Source organism: Pseudarthrobacter sp. C1 (assembly GCF_034720455.1).
GTDB lineage: Bacteria > Actinomycetota > Actinomycetes > Actinomycetales > Micrococcaceae > Arthrobacter.
The window spans coordinates 13,995-40,456 of record NZ_JAYESK010000008.1 but is presented as its reverse complement, the minus strand read 5'-3'; the positions used below and the strand labels follow the sequence as shown (position 1 = coordinate 40,456).

The following is a 26,462-nucleotide window of genomic DNA, read 5'->3' as shown; positions in this document are numbered from 1 at the left end:
CAAAACGACACTTGGCGCTACCCAGTTGGGGTTAGTCGTCCAGGGGGAAGGCCACGCCTTCGCCCACCACGCGCAGGCATAGCTCCATGCCGGGCCGGGCGATAGAGGCGTTCCAGTGCCGGATGGTGATGATCTCGCCGCCTCCGGGGTAGCGGTGGTCCGGGCTGGAGGCCAGCTGTGGCGGGACGGAGAGTTTCAGGCGCACCGTGGTTTCCGGGCCGAAGTAGTCGGTGTCCACCACAACTCCCCGGATGGGCCCGTCCTCGGCAATCCTGATCTGCTCAGGCCTCAGCATCAGCTGCACCCGGCCTTGGACCGGCGGCCTGCGGACGGGGATCGCCCCCAGGGAGCAGGTTGCGAGCGAACCCTCCAGCCAGGCGTCCAGGATGACCGCGTCCCCCAGGAATTCGGCCGTGGCCCGGTCCGCGGGGCGGGTGTACACCACGAACGGGTTGCCGATCTGGGCGAGTTTGCCGCCGCGCATTACAGCCACCTGGTCCGCGAAGGACAACGCCTCGGCCTGGTCATGGGTCACCAGGATGGTGGTGACGCCGGCTTCGTTCAGGACCTTCGCCACTGCCCTGCGGGTGGCTACCCGGAGCCCCGCGTCGAGTGCTGAGAAGGGCTCATCAAGGAGCATCAGTTCGGGCTCGCGTGCCAGGGCCCGGGCCAGCGCTACGCGCTGCTGCTGCCCGCCGGAGAGCTGGTGCGGGCGGCGCTTGGCCATGGCCGGGTCCAGTGACACCATTTCCAGCAGTTCGCTGATCCTTCCGGCCACAGCACGCCGGCCCCCCGGCAGGCGGTCCGGATCGAGCCCGAAGGCGACGTTCTGCCCCACGCTGAGGTGCGGGAACAGGGCGCCGTCCTGGGCCACGTACCCGATGTGCCGTTTGTGCGCAGGCACCCAGACGCCGTCGCCGGCCACTTTGGTGCCGTTCAGCGCAATGCTGCCCGTGTCCGGGTGCTCGAACCCGGCGATCAGCCGCAGCAGGGTGGTCTTGCCTGACCCGGACGGGCCCACAATGGCCGTGGTTCCGCCTTTGGCGACGGAGAGGTTGACGCCCTTCAGGACGGCCTGGTTGCCAAAGTTCTTGGTGACGTCGGTGATCTCCAGGTGGCTGTTGGTGGTGGGCGCCACGGACGGTGCGACCCGCGGCTCCGGCAGCCTCGAGGGGGCTTGTTCTGTCACTGTCCGGCTACTTTCTTGGACTGCTGGAAAAGGAGGTAAGTCATCGGCGCGGAGAGCAGGATCATCAGCAGGGCGTACGGCGCGGCGCCCGCGTAGTCGATCTCGCTGCTCTTGCTCCAAAACTCTGTGGCAAGGGTGCGCGTCCCATTGGGGGACAGCAGGAGGGTGGCGGTGAGCTCGTTGGCGATGGCCAGGAAGACGAGAGCCGCGCCTCCCGCGGCAGCGGGTGCAGTGAGCCTTAGGGTGACCCGGACGAAGGACACGAGCGGAGGCTTGCCCAAAGCCTGGGCGGCCTCGTCCAGTTCCTTCGGAGCCTGGGCCAGGCCTGCCCTGAGGTTGACCAGGGCGCGGGGCAGGAACAGGAGGACGTAGGCAGCCACCAGCACCCCTGCGGTCTGGTAGATCCCCGGCACGATCCGGATGCTCACCGTCACGAAGGCCAGCCCCACCACGATGCCGGGCAGGGAGCTGGTGATGTAGTTGGAGAGTTCCAGGGACTTACTGAACCAGCCGGGGTGGCGGACAGCCAGGTATGCCATCGGAAATGCCACCACGATGGTGGCCGCGGCGCCGGTCAGGCCATAGCCGAGCGTGGCGAGGAGGGCCGGCAGGAACTCGTCCGCGGCCCAGGCGGCGGTCCCGCCGGAGGCCACCCAGCGGAGCACAAAGAACAGGGGGAGGCCGAAGGCCAGTGTGGTCAGTCCCACCAGGAACAGCTGGGCGGGAAACTGGTACGCGTGCAGCGGCAGGCGCAGGGCCTTCGCCTGCGCGCCGGGGCCGATGCGGGCGTAGCGGGCGGTGCCGCGGCTCCTGACTTCGGCCAGCAGCAGGAGGAGGCAGAAGAACACCAGCACGCTGGCCAGCATGTTTCCGGCAGCACCGTTGAAGGTTGACTGGTACTGCACCATGATCGCCGTGGTGAAGGTGTCGAAGCGGATCATGGCGAACGCCCCGTACTCGGCGAGCAGGTGCAGGGCCACCAGGAGCGCACCGCCGGTCATGGCAATGCGGAGCTGGGGGAGGACTACCCGGAAGAAGGAACGCCAGGCGCCGAGGCCCAGCGCGGCGGCCGACTGCTCGATGGCCGGGTCCAGCCGGCTGAGCGCGGCAGCGGCGGGAATGTAGACCAGCGGGAAGTAGGAGAGCGTGGCGATCAGGACTCCCGAGCCCAGGCCGCCGAGCGACGGGATCGCCGAGACCCAGGCGTAGCTGTTGACGAACGCGGGGATGGCCAGCGGCGCGGCCAGGAGCACAGCCCAGATCCGCGCACCGCGCAGGGCGGTGCGTTCCACCAGCCAGGCCCCGGCGACACCGAGGACCAGGCACAGCGGGACGGTGATCGCCGTCAGCAGGAGGGTGTTGAGCAGCAGCTCGGCCACGCGCGGCCGGAAGATGAGTTCGACGGCGGTGTCCCAGCCGGTTGCCGCGGTCATGTACACCACGTACGCCAGCGGAACGAGCGAAAACAGGGCAATCAGCACCGCCAGCGCGGACAGTGCAGAAACGCCGAAAGGCGGGCGGGGGCTGCTGCCCCGGCCCGCCGTCGTCGAGCTCCCCCGAGGGGGAGCCGAGAGATCAGGAGTCACGGATTTAGAGGAGTCCTGCCGAGGTCATCAGGTCGGTGACCTTTTCGGAGTTGAGCTTGGCGGGATCGACGATGGGGGCCTGGAGCTCCGCGATCGGAACCAGCTTCTCGTTGGCCGGAACATCCGAGGCGATGGCGTACTCGAACGACGTGCCGTCCTTCAGGATTTCCTGGCCCTTCTTGCCGGTGACGAACTTCAGGAACGCCTGGGCGTCAGCAGCCTTCTTGGAGCTCTTCAGGACACCGCCACCGGATACGGAGAGGAAGGCGCCCGGATCCTGGTTCTTGAAGTAGTACGGGCTGACGTTCTTGGAGTTCTCGCCCGTCTTGGCCTGGTCCCCGTAGTAGTAGTAGTGGTAGATCAGGGCGGCATCCACTTCACCGGCGTTGACGGCCTTCATGGCGGTGCTGTTGCCCTTGTAGGCCTTGAAGTTTTCCTTCATGCCCTTGAGCCACTCCTCGGTGGCGGCCTCTCCCTTGAGTTCCAGCAGCGCGGAAACGATGGCCTGGAAGTCGGCGCCGGACGGGGAAGCAGCCCATTTACCCTTCCACTCCGGCTTCGCCAGGTCCAGCATGGACTTGGGCAGCTTGTCTTCCGTGAGCTTGTTCTTGTCGTACACCAGGACGGTGGAGCGGGCAGCAATGCCGGTCCACTTGCCGGTGGAAGGACGGAACTCTGCCGGCACCTGCGCAGCGGTTGCCGCGTCCACGTCCGCGAACAGGCCGGCGTTCTCAACCTGGGTCATGGCGGGGGAGTTCTCCGTCAGGAAAACGTCGGCCGGGGAGGCGTCGCCTTCCTGGATGATCTGGTTGGACAGTTCGGTGTCCGATCCCTGGCGCATGGTGACCTTGATGCCGGTCTCCGCCGTGAAAGCGTCGATCCATTCCTTGGTCAGGCTTTCGTGCTGCGCGTTGTAGACGGTGATTCCGCCCGAGTCCCCGCCGGCGGCGGACGAGCCGGTGGCTGCCGGAGTGGAACCGCCGCCGCAGGCGGTCAGTCCGAGGGCTGCGGCGGCGGCGAGGGCGATGCCGGCCAAGGCGCTGTTGCGGATCTTCATTGAGGGGCTGCTTTCTGGGAAAAAGTCAACGGGACCGGAGTCCTCATGGGCCGGGGGATTCGGGAGGCCTACGTGAAAAAGCGTAGGTTAGCCATACCTAAGCCACCAAACCACAATGACCTTATGTGAGCAGGATCACAACAATTACGGAACTGTTGCGTGCCCTAATTGCCCGCGCTGTCCGGGAGGGTTGCTGCGGCCTCCAAAGCCATCCATGCCTGCAGCTGGGTGGAAAGTTCGACGGCGGTCCCCGCGGGGCAGGTTTCCCGTGCCGGCTTGGCGGCATGTACGGAGAAGATGCTTGCGCCGTTCCTTCCGGCGGCCTGGCCGGCTTCCGCGGGGCGCCGACCGGCCCAGAAGGCGCCCGCAGTATCGGCCACCAGCGTGGCCGCGGTGCTGCGGGTCTGCGGGGACAGCCGGGCATCGGCGGCCGCCAGCGCCAGGTAGCGGCAGAGGATCCCGGTGAACAGGCCGCCGTCGCCCGTTCCTTCGCACCGCAGGACGCGGCCCTCGCCGGCGGTTGGGGCCGGTACCGTCAGCAGCTGGTCCACCGCCTCCACCACGACTGCTGCCCGGGCAAGGTTCGCCTCCCCGCCCTGTTCCAGGAGGGCGCCCAGGACGGGGCCCTGGTTGTAGGTGTAGACCGCCCGTTCAAGCACCACTTCGCCGGCCGCATTCAGCCGCGCCCCGTCAAGGTACAGGCCCTGGTCCGGGTCGAAGAGGGTGGCCCCCAGCCAGTCGAGCAGTGCCTGTGCCTTCCCGGGGCTGCCCGTCCGGGCGAAGTAGAGGGCGACCGGCGCCGTGGCCGGGGTGTTCTTGAAATCCCGCGCCTTGCTCCAGAAAGCGCCGCCGCCCAGGTCGGCGGTGCACGCGGCCTCGAACTGGAGGGTGAGGGACTTCCGGACGCGCGCGTTGCGCCCGCGCCCCGGCCTGCGGGTCTCCTCGGCCAGCTTGTCGAGCCGGTGGGTGGCAAGCGCCAGCCAGGCCATGTCGTCGTAATAGCTGTTGACGAAGGTGAAGGCGTTCCGCAGCCGGATGCCGGTGACCAGGCGCGAGGCGAGCCGCCCGGCGCTGGGGTGTTCCGGGCCGTTGAACCGCGCGGCCGGGGTGGCGCCGTAGCCGAGTTCCCGCCGCCCTGCATCAACCAGGCAGTCAACGTAATGGGCCTGCCACCAGTAATGCCAGGGGCCCGGGAGTGCGCCCTTCGGATCCCTGCGCCAGGAAGGTGGGGGCCACTGCACGGCGCCGAGATGGGTGCCCGGCAGGAACAGGAGCCTCCTGCCGAAGAGCGTGGTCACCGATCGTGCAGCTTCATTTGCCCTGCCGTGCCAGTGGGAAAGATCCTGGCGGTCAGGGGCGGGCTCCGGACGCGTCATGGATCCCACCCTAGCCCGCTTCCTCCAGCCGGCCAGGAAGGGCCCCGGTGATGCAGGCCTCGCGTATTTCAGTTAACATTCACTAACTAACCTCCGCGGCCGGCCTGCCATGGGGGACGCGCATCAAGGAGGATGTATGGACGTCAACGGCACTGTGGCGCTGGTGGCCGGGGGTGCCTCCGGCCTGGGGGCGGCAACAGCCCGGCGCCTGTTCGACGACGGCGCTTCCGTGGTGCTGGTTGACCTCCCGTCGTCGGCAGGGGCTGCCCTCGCAGAAGAACTGAACGCGGCCGGCGCTCCAGGCAGGTCCGCCGTCTTTTCACCCGCGGACGTGACCAGCGAGTCCGAGGTCCAGGCCGCCGTCGCCGCCGCGGGCAGCCTTGGCCCGCTGCGGATCGTGGTGAACTGCGCCGGGATCGCCACCCCCGGAAAGGTCCTGGGCCGGGACGGCGTGCTTCCGCTCGAGGCCTTCAACCGGGTCATCCAGGTGAACCTCATCGGCACCTTCAACGTGCTGCGCCTCGCAGCGGCAGCGATGGCAGCCACCGAGCCGGCCACCACGGTGCTGGGCGGGCCCGAGCGCGGCGTGATCATCAACACCGCCTCGGTCGCGGCCTTCGAAGGCCAGATCGGCCAGCCGGCGTATGCGGCCTCCAAGGGCGCGGTGGCGGCCATGACGCTGCCAATCGCCCGGGAACTGGCCCGCTCGCTGGTCCGGGTGGTCACCATCGCGCCAGGCATTTTTGAGACGCCCATGATGGCCGGCCTGCCGCAGGAGGCGCAAGACTCCCTGGGCGCGCAGGTGCCGCATCCGTCACGGCTGGGCAGGCCCGGCGAGTACGCGAACCTGGTGGCGCACATCGTGGACAACGCCATGCTGAACGGGGAAACCATCCGCCTGGACGGCGCCATCCGGATGGGCCCGAAGTGAGCATGGAAACACAGCCCGAGCTGCCCTCAGCGGACTTCTTCGCCTTTGAATCCCTCCTGGGCCAAAAGGAACGGGACAAGCTCGCCGAACTGCGGGATTTCCTGGCCGCCGAGATTGCGCCGTACGCAGGGGACTGGTGGAACAAGGCCGAGTTCCCCGCGCACATCCTGCCCAAACTGGCTGCCCTTGAACTCAGCACGCCCGCCCAGCGCGGCTACAGCAACCTGTTCGCCGGCCTGGTCATCGCCGAGATGACGCGCGTGGACACCTCGATTGCCACTTTCTTCCTGGTCCACCACGATCTGTTTGTCCAGGCCCTGTACGACTTCGGGTCCGCGGACCAGAAGCAGCGGCTGCTGGCGGACGCCTCGGAATTGCGAATCACGGGTGCCTTCGCCCTGACTGAGCCCAACCACGGCTCGGACGTGGCGGGCGGCATGGAGACGCGGGCCAGGCGCATCTCCTCTGTGACAGGCGAGGCGGACGACGACGGTGATGCCTGGGTGCTGAACGGCGCCAAGCGGTGGATCGGCAACGGGACGTTCTGCGACTACATGCTGGTGTGGGCGCTGGATGAGGCGGACGGGTCGGTCCGCGGGTTCATAGTGGACGCCACGTTGCCGGGCGTCACGCGGACCCGGATCGAGAACAAGATTGCCCTGCGGACGGTGCAGAACGCGGACATCCTCCTGGCGGACGTCCGCGTGGCCGAGGCGGACCGGTTCGCGTCCGTCAGCAGCTTCGAGGACACCAAGGAGCTGCTGCGGGGCTCGCGGATCATGGTCGCCTGGCAGGCCGTGGGCCAGCAGCTGGCCGCCTTCGACGTCGCCCGGCAGTACGCCCTGGAGCGCAGGCAGTTCGGCCGCCCGCTGGCACAGTTCCAGCTGATCCAGCAGCAGCTCGTGACGATGCTGGGCAACGCCGTGGCGAGCATGGGCATGATGGCCGCCCTCGCGCGGCTGCAGGATGACGGCGCCGCGGACATGCCGCAGGTGGCGCTCGCGAAGTCATACCTGAGCGCGCGGATGAGGGAAACTGTGGCAATGGGCAGGTCTATCCTGGGCGGCAACGGCATTGTGACCGATTACCGCATGGCCAAGATCTTCTCCGACGCCGAGGCCATTTACACCTACGAAGGGTCCTTCGAGGTCAACACCCTGATTGCGGGCCGCGCCATCACCGGGGTTTCGGCCATCGCCTAATCCTCGCGGGTGTACGGAAGCTTCTCGCCGGCCTCCACGCGCACGTCCAGCGAATTGTTCCGCACCGGCATGGGGCACGTGCCGTACGGGGTGAAGGCGCTGGGATAGTTGATGGCGCGGTTGAAATCCAGCACCACGGTCGCATTTCCGGATGAATCCGTTCGGGGCCGCGGCAAGGACAGCTTGCGCCAGTCAGCTGTTTGTCCCGGCGGGGCGGCGCCGTTGGTTTCGTCATGGAAAGTGACGGTCAGCGCCCCGAGTTTTTCCTCCTCCGCCTTCAGCCGGCACTCGTGGGCGCTGCCGGGGACGCGGAACACCACTTCACCCACGGTGCGGTGGATGCCGTCCACCAGGGGGTTGGCCGTGGCGATCGGCACGTCCACGGGCCGGGGATAGGGTTCGAACCTGCCCGCCACCTCCCACTCCGGGTTGTAGTCGAAGGTAGGCACTCCGGCGAATCCGGTGAGCACGGGGGAGGCCGAGTCCCGGGTGCGGATGGCATAGCGCCCCGCCCGCATGGCCAGTTCCACCACCACCTGGTCCCCGCCAGGTCCGCCGAACTGCACCCACATCAGCGACTCCTCATCGGCGAGGGCCGCGGAAATCGTCCCGGACACCGGTTCCCCTGACTCCACCAGGGACAGGCCGTCGGCGGGCACCGCGGTGAGTTCCGCCGTCGTACCGTCCGTCGACCAGAGCCCGGGAGCAAGTTCGACGGCGGCGGGGGAGTTCTCAAGCCACTGGAACGAGGTGAGGGTCAGCCAGCCGTGGCGGGCGGCGAGGGCTTTGTTGCGGTTGTCGCGGAAGCGCTGCCAGCGCTCCACCTTGGCTGCGGGGAGGGTGCCCATGGTTCCTTTCACACGGTCGGATTGCCATACCCTACAACCGCACCGCGCCGGCGTTCATTCCACTTTGATGCGGGCCGCCCTGTTGAATAGGTGGCGTGGACATACTTGCTGGAGTAAGCACCGAATGGCTCAAGGCCCTGACCTGGATCACGGCAGTAACAGTCGGCGTGGCAATCCTCCTGTGGCGGCCGCGGCGGCCCGACCTGGCGGGTCTGGCAGCCCTGGTGGTGTTCATGGCAGCCAGTGCCGGCGCGGGGATCTACGTCCTGAACCACCTGGGCGACGGCCGCTGGGGCGGTGACCAGCAGTCAAAACTGAGCCCGCCTCCGCTCACTGACGCACCGATGGTGGGGCAGTTCCTGGAACCGCTGGAAGGGATGCTGGGCGGCGTTACCGACGGCATCAACGAGTTCGTGGACTTCCGGTCCGCGTTGCCGGTGGCGCTGGATTTCTTTGTTGCCGCGGGCTGGGCGCTCGCGCTGTCGGTGCCCCTGGCGCTGGTGGCCATGGTAGTCACCGCCAGGGCCGCCAAGCGGCTCAAGGCAGAATTCACAGGCTATAAGTCTGAAGTTGAGCAACTCCGGAAGGAGCTCGAACTCGTCAAGCGGCACGTAGGTTACCAAGCGCACGACATTATCTGAGACGGATTCACCTATGCCGCCGAAGTGCGGGTAGCATCTTTAGCTAGTTACGTGGCTCACAGTATCCAGCGCAGTGTACGAGCCAAGTCCGAACCCTCGAAAGATAGTTTCCATGGCTCACACTGCAACGAATCCCGAAACCGATCTTGCCTCCGAACTGAGGGCAGACGTCCGTCGCGTCTCCACCCTGCTGGGAGAATCGCTGGTCCGCCAGCACGGACCTGAGCTCCTTGACCTGGTGGAGCAGGTGCGCCTCCTCACCAAGGAGTCCAAGGAAGCGGCCCGCGGCGGTGCGGACGCCACCGGTCCCTGGAGCGCGCACGACGTCGTGGCCCAGGTCCGCGAGCTCCTGGGCTCCCTGCCCATCGGGCAGGCCACCGACCTGGTCCGGGCCTTCGCTTTCTACTTCCACCTCGCCAACGCCGCCGAACAGGTCCACCGGGTGCGGGGGCTGCGCACGCGCGCTGAAAAGGACGGCTGGCTGGCCAAGACGGTTGCCGACATCGCTGACCAGGCCGGACCGGCGGTGCTGCAGGAAGTGGTCAACGGGCTGGACGTCCGCCCCATCTTCACCGCCCACCCCACCGAAGCCTCGCGCCGGTCCGTGCTGGACAAGATCCGCAAGCTCTCCGACGTGCTGGCCCGGCCCACCGCAGAGGGCACCACTGCACGCCGGCGCCAGGACCGCCAGCTGGCCGAAATCATCGACCAGATGTGGCAGACGGACGAGCTCCGCCAGGTTCGGCCCACGCCGGTGGACGAGGCCCGCAACGCCATCTATTACCTGGGCAGCATCCTCACCGACGCAATGCCGGAGATGCTGAGCGAATTCTCCGACCTGCTGGGCGAGCACGGCGTAACCCTTGCATCCCAGGACGCCCCCATCCGCTTCGGCTCATGGATCGGCGGCGACCGGGACGGCAACCCCAACGTCACCGCCGCGGTCACCCGGGAGATCCTGCAGATCCAGAACCAGCATGCGGTCCGGATCAGCATTGGCATGATCGACGAACTGATCTCCATCCTTTCCAACTCCACCGCGCTCGCGGGGGCGGACGCGGAGTTGCTGGAATCCATCGAGGCCGACCTGCAGAAACTGCCCGGCCTGGATAAGCGGGTGCTGGAGCTCAACGCCCAGGAGCCCTACCGGCTGAAGCTGACCTGCATCAAGGCCAAGCTGATCAACACCGGCAAGCGGGTGGCGGCGGGCTCGCACCACGAACACGGCCGCGACTACAGCGGCACCGGCGAGCTCCTGGCGGACCTGGAACTGGTGGAGCTCTCCCTCCGCAACCACTCGGCGTCGTTGGCTGCCGACGGCGCACTGGCCCGGGTGCGCCGCGCCATCGCCTCGTTCGGACTCCACCTGGCAACCCTGGACATCCGCGAGCACGCCGACCACCACCATGACGCCGTTGGCCAGCTGATGGACCGCCTGGGCGGGCCCGGCCTGCGCTATGCGGAACTCAGCCGCGAGGAACGCTTTGAGGTGCTGGGTTCCGAGCTCGCCTCGCGCCGGCCGCTGTCCGGGCACCCGATCAAGCTCGACGGCGCCGCTGACGGCACGTACGACGTCTTCCGTGAGATCCGCCGCGCCCTGCGCACGTACGGCCCGGACGTCATCGAGACCTACATCATCTCCATGACCCGTGGCGCCGACGACGTCCTGGCCGCGGCCGTCCTGGCCCGTGAGGCCGGCCTGGTGAACCTCTTTGGCGAGAAGCCCTACGCCAGGCTCGGGTTCGCGCCCCTGCTGGAGACCGTTGAGGAGCTGCGGGCCTCCGCGGAGATCGTTGACCAGCTGCTGTCCGATCCCTCCTACCGCGAACTGGTGCGCCTGCGCGGGGACGTCCAGGAAGTCATGCTTGGCTACTCGGACTCCAACAAGGAATCCGGCGTGATGACCAGCCAGTGGGAAATCCACAAGACCCAGCGGAAGCTGCGGGACGTCGCCGCCAAGCACGGCGTGCGCGTGCGCCTGTTCCATGGCCGCGGCGGGTCGGTGGGCCGCGGCGGCGGACCCACGTACGATGCCATCCTGGCGCAGCCCAACGGCGTGCTCGAAGGCGAGATCAAGTTCACGGAACAGGGCGAGGTCATCTCGGACAAATACTCCCTGCCCGAGCTCGCCCGCGAAAACCTTGAGCTGTCCCTGGCCGCCGTGCTGCAGGGCTCGGCCCTGCACAAGGACCCGCGCACCTCCGCCGACCAGCGGGAACGCTACGGGCACGTCATGGAGACCATCTCCGACGCCGCTTTCGACCGCTACCGGAACCTGATCGACAACCCCGACCTTCCGGCCTACTTCATGGCCTCCACCCCGGTGGAGCAACTGGGCTCGCTGAACATTGGCTCCCGCCCGTCCAAGCGGCCGGATTCCGGAGCGGGCCTCGGCGGGCTGCGTGCCATCCCTTGGGTGTTCGGCTGGACGCAGTCCCGCCAGATCGTCCCCGGCTGGTTCGGCGTGGGCTCCGGCCTCAAGGCGGCCCGCGAGGCCGGCAACGCGGCGCAGCTCGTGGAAATGTGGGAGAACTGGCATTTCTTCCGGTCCGTGCTCTCCAACGTGGAGATGACCCTCGCCAAGACGGACCTGGACATCGCCGGCTACTACGTCTCCACCCTCGTCCCCGAGGAACTGCATCACATCTTCCGGTCCATCCGGGAGGAGTATGAGCTGACAGTATCCGAGGTGCAGAAGCTGACCGGCGAGAACCTGCTCCTGGATGCCCAGCCCACGCTCAAGCGTTCACTCGAGATCCGGGACCAGTACCTGGATCCCATCAGCTACCTGCAGGTGGAGCTCCTGCGCCGCGTCCGGGCTGAAGCGGCTGAAGCCGCAGATGGCATCAGCGGCGCCGAAATTGACGAACGCCTCCAGCGCGCCATGCTGATCACCGTCAACGGCGTGGCAGCCGGCCTCCGCAATACGGGCTAGGCCCTTCTGGCGTAGCGCTATCACTTTGACTGCTTCCCGGCGTGGGGGCAACCAAAAGTGATAGCGCACCCGGGCCGCTGCTGCCGGGGCTACGGGCAGCGAACGTTCGGGTTGAAGGTTGCCAGCACACCGTCCGGGTTACCCTGCCAGAGGTAGGCGTGGAGGTCGTAGTGGATCGGCATGCCAGGGGCGTGGCCCAGCATGGGGCCGTCAAAGTCCTTGCCAAACATGGAGGGCCGGTCGCTGTCGGTTCCCAGGTCCTGGTCCTCGTCCACCTTGAACCATTCTGCGGCCACCAGCCTGAGTTGGCCCGCGCTGTTGGCTGCGTACGTCAGTGCATCCGGGGTCAGCGGGTCCATCTGGCCGAACTGGCTGAAGTTGACGTAGTGGAAGCCCATGCCTGGAACACATTCACCCACTGCCTCGTACCCGGCCATTACGGCTGCGTCAACGTTGCGGTACTGGACCGTGGCCTGGCGAACCGCCGCCAGGTCGCTCTGGCCCGAGCCAGCTGAAGCGGCACTGATGCCCAAAACCAAGGCCAGGAGGACCGCAAATGTCGTGGCAAAAGCGCGAAGGATATTCCGTCTCATGTTCCGTCTTCTTTTCTCGTTGTTGATACTGAAGATGAGACCGCGGGGATAGTGTAGCCCCGCCGTACCGGAGACCGCCATGGGTGATTTGGATCCACTGCCGGACGGGCTTTTCGCAGGCTATTGATTAGGGTTGAAGGCATGCCCTCCTTCCAGACCCGGCTGAAGATCACCGGACTTCGGCCGGGTAACCCGCCTGAAGCCGTGATGGACGCTGCGGTGGAAGCGCTGGGAACCCGCCACCATGTGGAGTCGAACCAGCTGCAGATTGCCGGCGGGGTGCCGCAGCTGAACCTGCGGTTCCTCGTGGAGGCCACCGAGTACAGCGGTGAGAACCGGCAGGCGCGGGAATCGGCAGCCATGATGCGGGACGCCGTCGAACGCGTTGCCCTCACCGGTTCGCTCACGGTGCTGCGCCGCAACCGCGGCCGCTGGGCTCCCGTGTAGGACCCGCTGCCACTGGGCCCGGTGTCGTCCAGCGCTCAGCCCAGAGGGCCCGGTTCCTCCACTGGTGACCGGCTGCCGCGCCGCCGGGTCACGATCACGCCGACGGCGGCGCCCACCACCAGGCCGAGCGCCACTCCAATCAGCGAGCTGGCCCAAAACGGCAGCTTGGTTGCCGAGCCCGTGAAGTAGCCCAGGCCCACCAGCCAGCATGCCCACAGCACTGCCCCGATGCCCGCGCACAGGCTGAATCCCGGCGCGGAGACGTTGGCTATGCCGGCAGCGGCCGAGGTGGCCAGCCGGCCGCCCGGGATAAACCTGGCACCGATGATGGTCCCGTAGGTGGACGAACGGCCGGCTTTGGCGATGGCTTCGTGGATGCCCTGGTGGACCCGCCGGCCCCACTTCCACCGGTCCAGCACGTGGCTCAGCCGCCGCCGGAAGAGCTGGAAAACCACCATGTCGCCGATCCAGGAGGCCACCGCCGAGAGTATTACCACCAGGAAGACGTTGGCGCGTCCGTCCGCGGACAGGGCGCCGGCGGTGATCACCACCATTTCGGAGGGAACGGGCGGGAAGATGGCATCACCGAGAACCACGGGGATGATCCAAAAGTAGATCGCCGTCCCCCAGCTCTCAGCGCTGCCGAAGTCCATGGCCCAACTGCCGGCCGGCCAGGAAGTACCAGTACGGCCAGGCGATCCAGGCGGCTGCTCCCGCCGCGACGCCGGCACCGCCAACCCCGTAGCGGATCCAGCGGGGAAGCTGCTCCACGGCGGTGAGGCCGGCCACGGGCAGCGCCACCAGCAGCGAACCTCCAATGGCCTGCCCCAGTCTGGCGAGCTTCCGCGGGTACCCGCCGGAGGCCAGGAGCTCCCGGTGTGCCAGCAGGAACCAGCCCGCCTGGACGGTCATCGCCGCGACCGAGATGGCGGTGGAGGTCTTGAAGTCGAGCTGCCTGGAAACCAGCAGGAACGAGCTTGCGGATCCGGCCGCGCAGGAAGCAATGACCACCCACTTGCCGCCCTCGGAGGCGCCCGTCCGGGGCAGCCGGCGGTGGACCTGGAGGATCACGGGGATGGCCGCCAGGTTGAATACGGCGCCCGTTGCGTCATTGATGGTGCCGAAGACATAGGGTCCGTTGCGGGGGACTTCCACGGCAAACATGGCGCCCAGGGTGGCCACTCCCACCGCGCCCAGCCCGGCTGCTGCGTAGGCAAAACGGGCGGCTGTCCGATCGCCGGGTATTTCGATGAGCGCGTCCATTGTGCTTCCTTGCCTTGGCCCAGGTATCCCTCAGGATAGTCCCGTCGGCACCCGCCATCCAGAGGACGCAGCGGCCAGGCGCGGCCGGTCAGCTGCGGGCGGGGCCGGCAGTGCTGAGTTCAAGCCGGCTGCGGTACTCCACGGGCACTCCCGCGATGGGGTCAACAAACCGGATGCCGCGGGCCAGCAGCTGGAGCGGCCGGCTGTAGTCGTCCGGTGCCTTGTCCAGCAGCTCCGGATAGAACGCGTCGTTAATGATGCCCAGGCCGAGTGAAGCCATGTGCACCCGCAGCTGGTGGGTCTTTCCGGTATGCGGCTCCAGCCGGTACCGCGCGAGGCGCCGGGGACCGGCTGATGCCGCGGCCGTGGCGCCGGAGGCACCCGGGGAAGCGCCGGCGTCGAACGTTTCCAGCCGCTCGATCCGGGTTTCCGCGTTGGGTTCACCGTCCACCACTTCGGCGAGCAGGTAGCTGCGGGACTTGGTCATCCGGTTGCGCACCACCACGGGAAATTCGACGGCGGCATGGCCGGGGGCAGGGTGGGCGGCGGCCACGCACTCGTACTCCTTTTGCACCTGGCGCTTCTCGAAGAGCACCTGGTACTTGCCGCGGGTCTGCGGATTGGTGGAGAACAGCAGTACCCCGGCGGTCATGCGGTCAAGCCGGTGCATGGGAATCAGGTCCGGCAGTTCCAGCTGGTTGCGCAGGCGCACCAGCGCGGACTCCTGGATGTAGGTGCCGCCCGGGGTGGTGGGCAGGAAATGCGGCTTGTCCACTACCAGCAGGTGCTCGTCCTGGTGGAGGATGCTGATGTCCACCGGGATCCGCGTCTCCGGCGGCAGGCTGCGGTAGTACCAGATGAAGGTGTGGTCCTGGAGGGGAGTAGCCCGGTCCAGCGGCACCCCGCCCTCGCCAACGATCTCGCCGGCGTCGAACCTGTCCTCGATGCCCTGCGGATCGATATGCCCCCAGCGGTGCATCATGTAGTCCATTGCGGTGTCCCACGGGCCCTCTTCCGGCAGGCGCAGGCGGGTGGCGTTCACGCCGTCGCGGACGGGGAGGGGGGATTGCATCACCGGTCCATTCTACCGGCGCGCGTTCCTGCCCGTTCGGCGAACTAAAACCGACGACAAAAAAGTTCTTGACAATAAAAATTGTCGGTAGCGATACTGGAAGCATGTTGGAGATAGCGGTTATTGAGGACCCGGCGGCGGCCGAGGCGTCACTCGACCCGATCCGTACCCGGATCCTTCGGGAGCTGGTCCAGCCGGCATCGGCCACCCGGCTCGCGGTCAGGCTGGCGCTGCCGAGGCAGAAGGTCAACTACCATCTGAAGGCCCTGGAGAAGCACGGGCTGGTGGAGCTGGTGGAGGAGCGGCGCAAGGGCAACGTGACCGAGCGCGTCGTCCAGGCCACGGCCTCGTCCTACCTGATCTCGCCCCAGGCGCTGGCCTCGATCTCACCGGATCCGGGCCGCTTTTCCAGCCATTTCTCGGCGTTCTGGCTGCTGGCGCTTGCAGGCCGGATGGTGCAGGAGCTGGGCAAGCTGATTGCCGGCGCGGCCGCGGCCCGCCAGGAGCTGGCCACGTTCGCGGTGGACGGCGAAGTCACCTTCCGCACCGCGGCCGACCGCGCGGCTTTCGCCGAGGAGCTCGGCGTGGCAGTCACCCGGCTGGTGGACAAATACCACGACGGCGACGCTCCCCGCGGGCGGCGGCACCGCCTCGTGGTGGCCCTTCATCCCGTCCTCAAGCCGCTCAAGGAAACAACGGAAACCCCCTCAGGCAAGGAGCAGGACAATGACTGACAACCGCAACTTCGAAATCGTCTGCGACACCGAGCTTCCGGGCACGCCGGAGCGCGTGTGGGAGGCTGTGACCACTGGAACGCCCGCGTGGATGTTCCCCACGGACCAGTGGCCGGACGTCAAGACCGTCAAGGAGTACCCGACGCACCTCGTGTCCAGGATGGAGGGGCCGGACGGCTGGTTCAACCAGCTGGAGCACGTCCTGGAACCGCTTGACGGCGGTGGCGCCCGCCTCCACTACGTCCACAGCGGGATCTTTGCGGACAACTGGGACGAACAGTACGACGGCGCCTCCCGCCACACCGAGTTCTACCTCCACACCCTGGGCCAGTACCTGCAGTACTTCGACGGCCGGCCCGTGGTATTCACGGACATCCAGGCGCCGGCGGCGTCCCAGTCACCAGACGGCTTTGCCCGGGTGCGCGGCGCGCTGGGCGTGGCGTCCGCGGAGCAGGGTTCCCGCCTGGACGTGGAGCTCGACGGCGTGGGGAGGCTTTCAGGGGAAGTGGACTTCTCCAATGAGCACTTCCTTGGCCTGCGGACATCCGAGGCCATGTACCGCTTCTTCGGCCGCAACGCGTGGGGCGCACCCGTCGGGATGACCGTCCATGATTTCAGCGGTGCAGGGGATTCCGAAGCCACCGCCAGGGCATGGGGCAACTTCCTGGCGAAGGTGTACACGTAGGGCTGCCGCCGGGACGCGCACCACTGGCGACAGCCGAGGGTCAGGCAATGGCCACGGCCGGGGCATTCCTGAGGGTGCGCCGGAGCTGCGGGGCGGCATCCAGCCGGTCCTGCGCTGAACGCAGGGCCAGGACTGCGGTCTCCAGCTTCTCCGGCGGCAGGGTAAAGGGCACCCGGAGGTAGCGTTCGAAGGCGCCGCCAAGCCCGAAGCGCGGCCCTGCCGCCAGCCGGATTCCAAAGTCGGGGGCTATGACTGTCAGCGCAGTGCTGATGGGGGCCGGCAGCCTGCACCACGCCGAGAGGCCGCCGGCGGGGTACGCCACCTCCCATTCGGGCAAGTGGCCGGCGAGGAGTTCCAGGAGCGCGGCCCGGCTGTCCCGGAGCGCGGCTAGCCGGGCCGGCAGGGGCTCGTCCAAGGCCCTGACCAGGTGGGTGGCGGCCAGTTGCTCCATCAGGGGTCCGCCCAGATCCAGCGAGGTCCGCGCTGCCGCAAAGCGCTGGACCAGGTCCGGAGTAGCCCGGATCCAGCCTGTGCGGAGGCCGCCCCAATGGGATTTGCTGAGCGAGCCGATGGTTACCACTGCCGGGCTGAAAGCCGCGACGGGAGTGGACCCGGCGCCGTCAAGGTTCAGCTCCCGGAGGGTCTCATCCACCACCAGGACGGTGCCGGCGGCCGCGGCCGCGCGGACCAGCCGGCGGCGCTGGAGGTCCGGCATCAGTTGGCCCGTTGGATTGTGGAAGTCCGGAACCACGTACGCCAGCTTGGGCCGCTGCTGCTGCAGTGCCGCCTGGATGCTGTCCATGTCCCACCCCGGCCGGCCCCCGGAGAATGCCACCGGAACGGGCCGGCACCCGGCCGCCCGGATGGCATCGAGGGCGTTCGGGTAGCTGGGGTGCTCCACCAGCACCCGTTCCTGCCGGCCTGCAAGGGCGCGAAGGACGATGTTGAGGGCATGCTGCGCGCCCGAGGTCACAAGGATCTGGTCCGCGCTGGTGGGCGCTCCGGCCGCGGTGTAGCGCGCCGCCACTGCCTCCCGCAGGGGGAGCAGGCCGATGGCGTCGTAGCCGAAGCCGGGGAGCAGGGCCGGGAGCTCGGTGAGGGCCGCCGCGAACGCGCGGTGCACCACCTCTCCGCTTGCGGGAAGGGAGGCATAGGCGAGGTCGATCAGTCCTTCCGGGGCAGCCAGTCCGGGCGCGGTGAGCGCCGGGTCCTTGCGCGCCGGGCCTGTGAACACCGTGGCGCCTGCCGGGGTCACCGCCGGGATCCGTGTCCGGCTCCTGCTGCCTTGGCCGCCGGTAAGGAAACCCTGGTCACGGAGCAGGCCGTAGGCGGCAGTCACCGTGGTCCGGCTGACGCCCAGGACGTCGGACAGCGCCCGCTCGCTGGGCAGGGCCGTGTCCAGGGCCACCCGCCCGTCGAGCACCAGCAGGCGTACGACGTCGGCCAGCTCGCGGTAAGCGGCCGCGGCACCAACGTTCCACTCGCCCAAGAGACGGGCAAGGCCGGCGGCGGTGAGGGATGACATCAGGCCAGTATTTCAGACTGGCTATGTAAATCAAGGCCAGTTTTCTGACAGGGTCGTGTGTATGTTGACCCGCAGACTTCTTCAGCTCTTTACCGGCCTTGCCATGTACGGCATCTCCCTCGCCATGTTCATCCGCGCCGGGCTGGGCCTGGACCCGTGGGATGTCTTTCACCAGGGTGTCGCTGGCAGGACCGGGCTCAGCATCGGTGTGGTGGTCATCATCGTCAGTTTCCTGGTGCTGCTGCTGTGGATTCCGTTGCGGCAGTGGCCGGGGTTCGGAACCCTCTGCAACGCCGTCCTGGTTGGCTTGTTCGCGGACATCGGTCTCGCCCTGATTCCCGCGTTCTCCCACCTGGGCGGACAGGTGGGCCTGCTTGCCGGCGCGGTGCTGCTGAACGGCATCGCTTCGGCCTGCTACATCGGCGCCCGTTTCGGTCCCGGCGCACGGGACGGACTGATGACCGGGCTGGCGAGGCGTACTGGCTGGTCTGTCCGGGTGTCCCGCACGCTGATCGAAGTTGTTGTCCTCGCCGTCGGCTGGTTCCTTGGTGGCTCCGTGGGAGTGGGGACTGTTGTGTACGCCCTTGCCATCGGCCCCCTGGTCCAGCTCCTGCTGCCGGTCTTCATGGTGCCCGCTGCACACGCCGACGCTGGAAGCGGCGGCGACTCCCGAAGCGCAGCCCCGGAGCCGCTTGCCAGCACCAACTGAGGCGGCAGGCGGGGGCGGGGAATCCTAGGCCAACAGGGGCTGGCATGTGGGGCAGAAGTAGATGTCCCGTTCCTCGTCGCCGTTCAGCTTGCCCAGCACCCTGCGCCGGATGGGTGTTCCGCACTTGAGGCAGGCCTGGTGTTCCCTGCGGTACACCCAGTAGCCGGGCCGCCCCGCCATCCTGCCCACCGGCAGGCCCCTGGCGTTGAGGATGGTGACCCGGCGGCCGGGGCCCAGGTTGACTTCCAGGAGCTGCTTGGCGTCGGTCATGAGGGTCCGCAGGTCCGCCACCGAGGACACCGGCGAGGCGGGGTGCACCCCGGAGAGGAAGCACGCCTCGCACCGGTAGATGTTGCCGATCCCGGCAAGGTTCCGCTGGTCCAGGAGGGCCACGCCCACGGGGACGTCCGGGGCGGAGCGGATCCGCCGTTCTGCTTCGTCCGGGTCCCAGTCCGGGCCCAGCAGGTCCGGGCCCAGGAATCCCACGATGGAATCCTCGCTTGCGGTGGCCACCACTTCCACGATGCCCAGCGAGAATCCGACGGCGTCCGCAGCCGCGGTCCGCAGCACGCAACGGGCCGTGTAGCCTGGTTTCCGCCACTTCCCCCCGGGCGGGTAGACCTGCCAGGTCCCTTCCATCTTCAGGTGGGAATGGATGGTGAGCCTCTTGTCGTCCGGTCCCACCACGCGCATCAGCAGGTGCTTGCCGCGCGCGACTACCTCGGCCACGGTCCAGCCGGCAAGGTTCAGCGTGGCGAAGCGCGGAACGCGGAAATCGGAGCCAAGCAGTGTCTGCCCTGCCAGTGCCTGGTGCAGCTGGTTGGCTGCACGCCAGACGGAGTCGCCCTCAGGCACGGATCCTCAGCCCCTTCGGGGTGGAGTAGGCGCCGGCGGAGCTGAGGGCTGCAGCCACCGGGGTGTCCAGGATGCCGTGGCCGTTGACCTTCTCCATGATGAGTTTGTCCACGGCCCCGCGGGTCACCACGCCCACCAGGGCTGCGCCTGCCGCCGCCAGCACGGCATCATCGCCGCTGAAAGCCAGCAGGGTCTTCCCGCCCCTCTCCACGTACAGGACCAGCGCCCCATCCACCAGCACCACCAGGGCGCCGGCTTTCCGCCCCGGACGGTGCCCGGTGCCGGCGTCGTCCTGGAGGGCGGGCCAGGGGAGGGCTGCACCGTACGGGTTGGCCGGGTCCGTGGCGGCCAGGGCAAGGGCAACCGGCTCGGGCTTGGCGAGCTGGCTGTCCTCTGAGTACGAGCGCAGCCGGTCAACAGTGGCAGGAACGGCGAATTGGGCCGCGCCCAGGTGCTCAATGAAGTAGCCGCGGCGGCAGCGCCCTGCCTCCTCCAGCCTGGCCAGGACTTTGTACATCAGGCCGAAGCCGCCCAGGATCTGTTCCGCCATCACGGATCCCCTGGTGACCACCCCGTAGCGGTCCAGCAGGAGTTCGGCAGTGGCGCGGGCGTGGATGGTGGCGTCCAGCTCCGGCTGCGGAAGGGCGGACCAGCGGCCGGCAGCCATCGGGGGAGTTGCGGCCGCCCCGGCCAAGGCGCCATAACGCCCGCCCGCCAGTCCCGGCGAGCCCACGAGCCCGCTTCCGTGGGAACGGCCCAGCCTGCTGAGCCGCGGAGCCCTGGCCCGCGGTGCCCGTGCCACCTGCCGATGCGCTGTATGTCCACCGGCAATCAGGGCGCGGACCGGGGCGAAGGTGTCCCCGGTGATCCGGCCTGCCCAGGCCAGGTCCCAGAGCGCCGCGACCACTTCCTGGTCGCTGAGCACGGAGTCCATGCCGCCGGCGACGTCCGTCAGTTGCCGGAAGAAGTAGCCGCCGCCGTTGTTCCGCAGGTGGTCCAGCAGCCGCTGCTGGGCATCACCGGGTTCGTACTCGACTGCGGGGCTCAGGGTCAGTTCCGCGGAGTCGGCGAGGTGAAGGCTGATCCAGCCGTCATTCCCGGGCAGGGCGCCTGCGCCGGACCAAAGGATTTCCCCGGCGGCCATGAGCTCGTCCAGCATGGCCGGCTGGTAGTTGGACACCCTGCTGGCGAGGATCAGCGGCTCCCACGCGGATGCCGGAACAGGAATTCCGGAGAGCTGGTCAACGGCCGTGATGATGCCGTCCAGGCCGCGCAGCGAGGGCTGGCCGCGGCCGCCGCCCGGCGTGCGGACATGCTGCCATGCGGGGAGGAAGCGCCCGTAGGCTGCCGCGTCCACTGGTTCCACTTCCGCGCGGAGGGCCGCCAGCGAACGACGGCGGAGCTTCCGCAGGACCTCGGCGTCGCACCATTCGCTGACGGCAGCATGGAGGGGCAGGTGCGGCGAGGGGCCGTCTCCTGCCGGCTGGGGGCCCGGTTCCACACCACCAGGTTCCACACCATCGGCGGGAGCGGCTTCGCCGCCGACCCTGCCCTCCCGGGTGGCTTGCGGCTGTGCGGCATGCGGCCGGAACTCGCCCTCCACCACGCGCCCGTCCGCGGCCAGGCGCTTCAGGGCCGTGCTGACGACTGCCACACCCAGGCCCAGCCGCGCTGCGGCCTCGGCGGCGGTGAAGGGTCCATGCGTGCGGGCGTAGCGCGAAACAAGGTCGCCGAGGGGGTCCGCCACGGGCTCGATGAAGGCGAGCGGGACGCCCATGGGCAGCGGAACGCCAATGGCGTCGCGGAGCCGCGCGGCGTCTTCAACGGCGGCAAAGCGTTCCACGCCGCCGATGTTTACCTTGATGGCGCGGTTGGCCCGCTGCAGGGCGGTGAGGTGGGCGGCGGCTTCTGCGGGTTGGGCGTGCCCGGTGTTGGTGGGCTCTGTGTTGGTGGGCTCTGTGTTGGTGGGCTCGGTGTCGGTGGGCTCTGTGTGGGTGTGCTCGGTTTCGGCAGGCTCAACCACGCCGGCAGGCTCAACCACCGGTGCAGGCTCAGCCGCCGTGGCCGGTTCCAGCCGGGCGGCTACCTCCTCCGGTGCCAGGGGGCCAAGGAGCCGCAGCAGGTCGGCGACGCCCTCCATTCCCCGCCCCCGCCGGTCCTGGGCCAGCCGCTGCAGCTCGCGCTCGGTGGCCTCGATGACCTTGGGATCCAGCAGTTCGCGCAGTTCCACCCGCCCCAGCAGCTCGTTGAGGAGCGTGGAGTCCAGGGCGAGTGCGGCAGCCCGGCGCTCAGCCAGCGGGGAGTCGCCCTCGTAGAGGAACTGTGCCACGTACCCGAACAGGAGGGACTTGGCGAACGGCGAGGGCTGGGAGGTGGTGGTCTGGACAATCCTCAGCTCGCGCCGCTCCACCGACGCCGCGATGTCCTTCAAAGCGGGAAGGTCGTAAACGTCCTGCAGGCATTCACGGACGGTTTCCAGCACGATGGGGAAAGTCGGGTACTTCCGTGCAACATCGAGCAGCTGCGCGGAGCGCTGCCGCTGCTGCCACAGTGGCTGCCGCTTGCCGGGAGTCTGCCGCGGCAGCAACAGGGCACGGGCGGCACACTCCCGGAACCGCGACGCGAAGAGCGCGCTGCCGCCCACCTCTGCGGTGACGATCTGTTCCAGCTCCTCGGGGTCGAACAGGAAGAGCTCCGCTCCCGGCGGCTCATCCTCCATCATGGGCACCCGAAGCACGATCCCGTCGTCGGCGGCCATGGCGGAGCCGTCCATCCCATAGCGCTGGTGGAGCCGCTGCCCGACGGCGAGGGCCCAGGGCGCGTGCACGGGCATGCCGAAGGGGCTGTGCAGGATCACCCGCCAGTCGCCCAGCTCGTCGTGGAACCGCTCCACCACCAGCGTGGTGTCGTTCGGTACAACTTCGGTGGCCAGTTTCTGCTCTTTGAGGTACTGGATCAGGTTGTTTGCCGCGAAGGCATCCAGGCCGCTTGCCTCGCAGCGCTCGGTGGCAGGGCCGACGTCGGACGCTGACAGTTCGCGGACGAACGCGCCGAGGGCGCGCCCCAGGTCCACGGGCCGGCCCAGGGAATCGCCCTTCCAGAAGGGAAGCTTGCCCGGCTGGCCAAAGGCCGGGGAGACAAGCACGCGGTCGTGCGTGATGTCCTCGATTTTCCAGCTCGTCGCGCCCAGGGCAAAGACGTCCCCCACCCGGGACTCGTACACCATTTCCTCGTCCAGCTCGCCGACGCGCCGTCCTCCCTTTGGCGCGGGCGCCGGCTTGCCGTCAGCAGAAGGGGATGCGGCACCTTCCACCTCGGTGCCGATGATGTACACGCCGAAGAGGCCACGGTCCGGGATGGTTCCGCCGGAGGTCACGGCCAGGCGCTGAGCCCCCGGCCTGCCCTCGATGGTGCCCGCGTTGCGGTCCCAGATGATCCTGGGACGAAGCTCGGCGAACTCGTCCGACGGGTAGCGGCCGGCCAGCAGGTCAAGGGTGGCTTCGAAGGCGGAGCGGGGGAGGGACGCGAAAGGGGCGGAGCGCCGCACGGTGGCGAACCATTCCTCAACATCGATGCTGCCGAGGGCGGCGGCAGCGACGGTCTGCTGGGCCAGGATGTCCAGGGGATTGGCGGGGATGCTGAGGCGCTCGATCTTGCCGGCCAGCATCCGCTCCACGGTGATGGCTGTGTGGACGAGGTCGGCACGGTGCTTTGGGAAGAGGACACCCTGGGAGACTTCGCCCACCTGGTGGCCGGCGCGGCCCACCCGCTGCAGGCCGCTGGCAACGGACGGCGGCGATTCCACCTGCACCACCAGGTCCACGGCACCCATGTCGATGCCCAGTTCCAGGGACGAGGTGGCCACCACGCACCGCAGCCGCCCGGACTTCAGGTCGTCCTCAATGAGCGCACGCTGGTCCTTGGAAACCGAGCCGTGGTGCGCGCGCGCCAGCACCGGATCCGCGCCCGCCGAGCTTCCCGCCTGCGCCATCATGTGCGCGGGCGTGGCCGTGGAGGCGGGAATCCTTGACGCCGCCGGTGGGGGGACCGGATCATCCCAGCCGCCGCCCACGGCCACCAGCTGCCGCTCAGCGTAAATCTCGTTGAGCCGTGCCGTGAGCCGCTCGGACAGCCGGCGGGAGTTGGCAAAGACGATCGTGGACTGGTTGGCGAGCACCAGGTCCACGATCTTCTCTTCCACATGCGGCCAGATGGATGCCTGCGGCTGCAGTCCGGAGGCCGGGCCCGAGTCAAAGGCGCCGGCAGCGCCCTGGAGGTCGGACATGTCCTCCACGGGAACCGAGACTGTGAGGTCCCAGTTCTTCTTGGCGGGCGGGGCCACGATTTCCACCGGTGCCGAACCTGCGAGGAACTGCGCCACGAGCTCCTTGGGTTCCACCGTGGCGGACAGGCCGATGCGCTGCGCCGGCTTGGGCAGCAAGGCATCCAGCCGTTCGAGCGAGACGGCCAGGTGGGCGCCGCGTTTAGTCCCGGCCACCGCGTGGACTTCATCGATGATGACGGTGTCCACTTCGGCCAGGGTTTCCCGTGCCCTGGAGGTCAGCATCAGGAACAGCGATTCCGGGGTGGTGATGAGGATGTCCGGCGGGCTGGTCAGCAGTGTCCGGCGGTCCGCGGCAGTAGTATCCCCCGAGCGCACGCCCACTGTAGTCAGTGGTGCCGGCAGGCCGAGCCGCTTGGCGGTCTGGGTGATGCCGATCAGCGGCGAGCGGAGGTTCCGTTCGACGTCCACGCCAAGGGCTTTCAGCGGCGAGATGTAGAGGACTCGGGTCTTGCGCTTGGGGGCCCGTATCCGCCTGCCTTTGGCGGGGGCCTGTTCGCCCGTGGCAGCGGCAGCGCCGGACGCGGCGGCATGGCGCTCGGCAGCCTCCGTTTCTTCGGTGGAGGCGATGAGCAGCCGGTCCAGCGCCCACAGGAAAGCGGCAAGGGTCTTACCCGAACCGGTAGGAGCCACCACCAGGGCGTGCGAACCTGAGGAAATCGCCCGCCACGCGCCCTCCTGTGCGGGCGTCGGCCCTGGGAAGGCGCCGAGGAACCAGTCCCTGGTGGGCCGGCTGAACTGTGCCATGGCGGCGCCGCCGGCATTCCCACCGGCATTCCCGCCGGCAGTCCCACCATTGGTGTTTCCAGTTTGGGGGCCCTGTTCCTGGATCATGCCTCCATCATGCCCCAAGCCACCGACACTGGTGCCGGCCGTGCTCCGGCCTTACCGCAGGCCTCCCCGATGCCTGGCTCAAGCCTTTCCTGCGGCCGGAAGGTCTCTGGTGGCGGGCCCTTCCAGGAGCTTTCCGTCGCTGCTGAAACGGGAGCCGTGCAGCGGGCAGTCCCACGTCAGCTCGCTGTCATTCCAGTGCAGGATCCCGCCGAGGTGGGTGCAGACGGCGGACAGCCTGCACGTGGTGCCGGCAACGGTGGACACGGCCACCGGTTTGGGTCCTTCGCGGTAAACCTTGCCCTCGCCTTCGGCAGGAATTACCGGCGCGGGCTTAGCCGCCTGGTCCTTCTTGTCCCTCCGCAGGCCCTGGGCAGCCACCTGTCCCCAGCCGGAGGCCAGCTTGGCTGCCACTCCCGCGTTAAGGGCGACGGCGGACAGGGCGCCGGAGGGTGCGGTGACGCGGCGGTGGATGGTGTTCGCCCATGGCACGTTTCCACCCAGGATGTCAGCGGAAATTCCGACGGCGGCCGCGACCGCGTTGGTCATGCCCCACTTGTTGTAGCCGGTGCCGAAGTAGATATGGCCTTTGCCGCGGGGGAACTTGCCGAAGAAGGGCATGAGGTTGGTTGGCAGGTAATCCTGCGCGGACCAGGTATGGGTGGCAACCGCGCCGGGGTAGTGCTGCACGGCCCAGGCGAGGAGGCTGTCCAGGTTGTGTTTCTCGGACCTCGCCCTGCCCACGTGGTGTCCGTGCCCGCCCACCAGCAGCAGCCGCCGGCCGTCCGCCTCGTAGTCCCGCAGCGAATGGGTGGGTTGTTCCACCGAGAGGTACATTCCCGGTGGAGGCGCCTGGTCCTCCTGCAGCTGCAGGGCCGCCGCGTAGGAGCGGCTGGGTGTGAGCTTGGCGAAGTACAGGCCGCGGTCCAGCACCGGGATGCCGGTGGCCAGCACCACCTGGTTGGCGGTGATGTTGCCCTGGGCTGTGTGGACCGTGGCGGGTCCGGCGCCCGTGACGTCCCGGAGCCGCACGCCGCCCACGATCAATCCTCCCCGGCTGCGAAGGTCGGACACCAGGACGTCCAGCACCTCCACCGGGTTGATCTGTGCCTGGTCCGCCAGGCGCACGGCGCCGTGCACGGCAAACGGCAGCCCGGCGTCGCGCACGTATTCCATGTCCAGCCCGGCGGTGGTGCCGGCACTGACCTCTTCGCGGAGCTTTTCCGTGCCCTGGGGGGACGCGGCGTAGGTGTAGGCGTCCCTCCGCTGGTACGGCACTCCGTTCTCATCGAGGTAGCGCAGGAGCCAGGCCTGGCCTTCGCGGTTGCCGTCCACATATGCCTGCACCTGCTTCTGCGAGTACTGGCGGGCGAGCTGCGACAGGAACGTCCCCTGGAGCAGGGACACCTTGGCGGTGGTGTTTCCTGTGGTGACGGCACCGGGGTACCTGGCCTCCAGGACAAGCACTTTCTGCCCCGAGCGGGCCAGCAGGAGTGCCGTGACGAGGCCGGTGAGTCCGGCTCCTGCCACCACGGTGTCATAGCTGCTTCCGGGCTCGAACGGGTCCGTGGTGAAGGTGTCCGCCCGATCCAACCAAATCGACGTCATTCCTGCTCAGCCCGCCTTTTGCTCCAGGCCCTG

At 68.3% G+C, this 26,462-nt stretch carries 21 protein-coding genes; 8 read left to right on the top strand and 13 right to left on the bottom strand.

The features are described 5' to 3' along the window. Window positions 1-31: 31 nt before the first annotated feature. The 4 genes from U7114_RS14015 to U7114_RS14000 all read right to left on the bottom strand — a co-directional run bounded on the left by U7114_RS14015 (window position 32) and on the right by U7114_RS14000 (window position 5,208). Complete coding sequence (locus U7114_RS14015) at window positions 32-1,189, bottom strand: ABC transporter ATP-binding protein (protein WP_321215291.1); 1,158 nt, start codon at window positions 1,187-1,189, stop codon at window positions 32-34. Next, window positions 1,186-2,775: an iron ABC transporter permease gene (locus tag U7114_RS14010; RefSeq protein ID WP_321215292.1), complete on the bottom strand. Its 1,590-nt coding sequence runs from the start codon at window positions 2,773-2,775 to the stop codon at window positions 1,186-1,188. The genes U7114_RS14015 and U7114_RS14010 overlap by 4 nt, the downstream gene beginning before the upstream one ends. 4 nt (window positions 2,776-2,779) lie before the next feature. Next, window positions 2,780-3,832, bottom strand: a complete 1,053-nt coding sequence (locus U7114_RS14005; RefSeq protein ID WP_323057689.1) for an iron ABC transporter substrate-binding protein — start codon at window positions 3,830-3,832, stop codon at window positions 2,780-2,782. Window positions 3,833-3,996: 164 nt separating this feature from the next. Then, complete coding sequence (locus U7114_RS14000; RefSeq protein ID WP_323057688.1) at window positions 3,997-5,208, bottom strand: glycoside hydrolase family 76 protein; 1,212 nt, start codon at window positions 5,206-5,208, stop codon at window positions 3,997-3,999. Between the two features lie 136 nt (window positions 5,209-5,344). Here U7114_RS14000 and U7114_RS13995 point away from each other — a divergent pair, with 136 nt between their 5' ends. Continuing rightward, window positions 5,345-6,139, top strand: a complete 795-nt coding sequence (locus tag U7114_RS13995) for an SDR family NAD(P)-dependent oxidoreductase (RefSeq protein ID WP_323057687.1) — start codon at window positions 5,345-5,347, stop codon at window positions 6,137-6,139. A 2-nt stretch (window positions 6,140-6,141) separates the two neighbouring features. Next, window positions 6,142-7,341, top strand: a complete 1,200-nt coding sequence (locus U7114_RS13990) for an acyl-CoA dehydrogenase family protein (protein ID WP_321215296.1) — start codon at window positions 6,142-6,144, stop codon at window positions 7,339-7,341. On the opposite strand, the gene U7114_RS13985 is transcribed toward U7114_RS13990, so the two are convergent. After that, window positions 7,338-8,189 carry a DUF1684 domain-containing protein gene (locus U7114_RS13985; protein WP_323057686.1) on the bottom strand — a complete coding sequence of 284 codons (852 nt, stop codon included), beginning with the start codon at window positions 8,187-8,189 and terminating at the stop codon, window positions 7,338-7,340. The genes U7114_RS13990 and U7114_RS13985 overlap by 4 nt on opposite strands. Before the next feature lie 95 nt (window positions 8,190-8,284). Here U7114_RS13985 and U7114_RS13980 point away from each other — a divergent pair, with 95 nt between their 5' ends. Both U7114_RS13980 and ppc read left to right on the top strand, forming a co-directional pair. Then, the gene (locus tag U7114_RS13980) at window positions 8,285-8,830 is read left to right on the top strand and encodes a hypothetical protein (RefSeq protein WP_321215298.1); all 546 of its coding nucleotides are present in this window, start codon (window positions 8,285-8,287) and stop codon (window positions 8,828-8,830) included. Window positions 8,831-8,942: 112 nt separating this feature from the next. Beyond that, on the top strand, window positions 8,943-11,765 hold the full coding sequence (ppc, locus tag U7114_RS13975) for a phosphoenolpyruvate carboxylase (protein ID WP_323057685.1): 2,823 nt from the start codon (window positions 8,943-8,945) through the stop codon (window positions 11,763-11,765). 89 nt (window positions 11,766-11,854) lie between these two features. On the opposite strand, the gene U7114_RS13970 is transcribed toward ppc, so the two are convergent. Beyond that, window positions 11,855-12,358 carry a hypothetical protein gene (locus tag U7114_RS13970; RefSeq protein ID WP_323057684.1) on the bottom strand — a complete coding sequence of 168 codons (504 nt, stop codon included), beginning with the start codon at window positions 12,356-12,358 and terminating at the stop codon, window positions 11,855-11,857. Between the two features lie 141 nt (window positions 12,359-12,499). Between U7114_RS13970 and U7114_RS13965 the strand changes: the two genes are divergently transcribed. Beyond that, window positions 12,500-12,805, top strand: coding sequence for a hypothetical protein (locus tag U7114_RS13965; protein ID WP_323057683.1), 306 nt, complete (start codon window positions 12,500-12,502; stop codon window positions 12,803-12,805). Between the two features lie 35 nt (window positions 12,806-12,840). Here the strand turns inward: U7114_RS13965 and U7114_RS13960 are convergent, their stop codons facing one another. The 3 genes from U7114_RS13960 to U7114_RS13950 form a co-directional block, all read right to left on the bottom strand. After that, window positions 12,841-13,458 carry a DedA family protein gene (locus tag U7114_RS13960; protein WP_157239233.1) on the bottom strand — a complete coding sequence of 206 codons (618 nt, stop codon included), beginning with the start codon at window positions 13,456-13,458 and terminating at the stop codon, window positions 12,841-12,843. Then, window positions 13,439-14,068, bottom strand: a complete 630-nt coding sequence (locus U7114_RS13955) for a hypothetical protein (protein WP_323057682.1) — start codon at window positions 14,066-14,068, stop codon at window positions 13,439-13,441. Before U7114_RS13955 ends, U7114_RS13960 begins: the two co-directional genes overlap by 20 nt. Before the next feature lie 88 nt (window positions 14,069-14,156). Continuing rightward, window positions 14,157-15,140: an RluA family pseudouridine synthase gene (locus U7114_RS13950; protein WP_157242718.1), complete on the bottom strand. Its 984-nt coding sequence runs from the start codon at window positions 15,138-15,140 to the stop codon at window positions 14,157-14,159. Between the two features lie 104 nt (window positions 15,141-15,244). On the opposite strand from U7114_RS13950, the gene U7114_RS13945 reads away from it, so the two are divergent. Then, window positions 15,245-15,874, top strand: a complete 630-nt coding sequence (locus U7114_RS13945) for a winged helix-turn-helix domain-containing protein (protein WP_157239229.1) — start codon at window positions 15,245-15,247, stop codon at window positions 15,872-15,874. After that, window positions 15,867-16,559, top strand: a complete 693-nt coding sequence (locus U7114_RS13940) for an SRPBCC domain-containing protein (RefSeq protein WP_323057681.1) — start codon at window positions 15,867-15,869, stop codon at window positions 16,557-16,559. The genes U7114_RS13945 and U7114_RS13940 overlap by 8 nt, the downstream gene beginning before the upstream one ends. 40 nt (window positions 16,560-16,599) lie before the next feature. On the opposite strand, the gene U7114_RS13935 is transcribed toward U7114_RS13940, so the two are convergent. Further along, window positions 16,600-18,084, bottom strand: a complete 1,485-nt coding sequence (locus tag U7114_RS13935; RefSeq protein ID WP_323057680.1) for a PLP-dependent aminotransferase family protein — start codon at window positions 18,082-18,084, stop codon at window positions 16,600-16,602. A gap of 61 nt (window positions 18,085-18,145) precedes the next feature. On the opposite strand from U7114_RS13935, the gene U7114_RS13930 reads away from it, so the two are divergent. After that, window positions 18,146-18,793: a hypothetical protein gene (locus U7114_RS13930; RefSeq protein WP_323057679.1), complete on the top strand. Its 648-nt coding sequence runs from the start codon at window positions 18,146-18,148 to the stop codon at window positions 18,791-18,793. A gap of 24 nt (window positions 18,794-18,817) precedes the next feature. Here U7114_RS13930 and U7114_RS13925 read toward each other — a convergent pair whose 3' ends face one another. From U7114_RS13925 to U7114_RS13915, 3 genes are all read right to left on the bottom strand, one after another. Continuing rightward, the gene (locus tag U7114_RS13925) at window positions 18,818-19,648 is read right to left on the bottom strand and encodes an Fpg/Nei family DNA glycosylase (RefSeq protein WP_323057678.1); all 831 of its coding nucleotides are present in this window, start codon (window positions 19,646-19,648) and stop codon (window positions 18,818-18,820) included. After that, complete coding sequence (locus U7114_RS13920) at window positions 19,641-24,737, bottom strand: DEAD/DEAH box helicase (protein WP_323057791.1); 5,097 nt, start codon at window positions 24,735-24,737, stop codon at window positions 19,641-19,643. Before U7114_RS13920 ends, U7114_RS13925 begins: the two co-directional genes overlap by 8 nt. 165 nt (window positions 24,738-24,902) lie before the next feature. After that, window positions 24,903-26,429, bottom strand: coding sequence for an FAD-dependent oxidoreductase (locus U7114_RS13915; RefSeq protein ID WP_323057677.1), 1,527 nt, complete (start codon window positions 26,427-26,429; stop codon window positions 24,903-24,905). Window positions 26,430-26,462 lie beyond the last annotated feature (33 nt).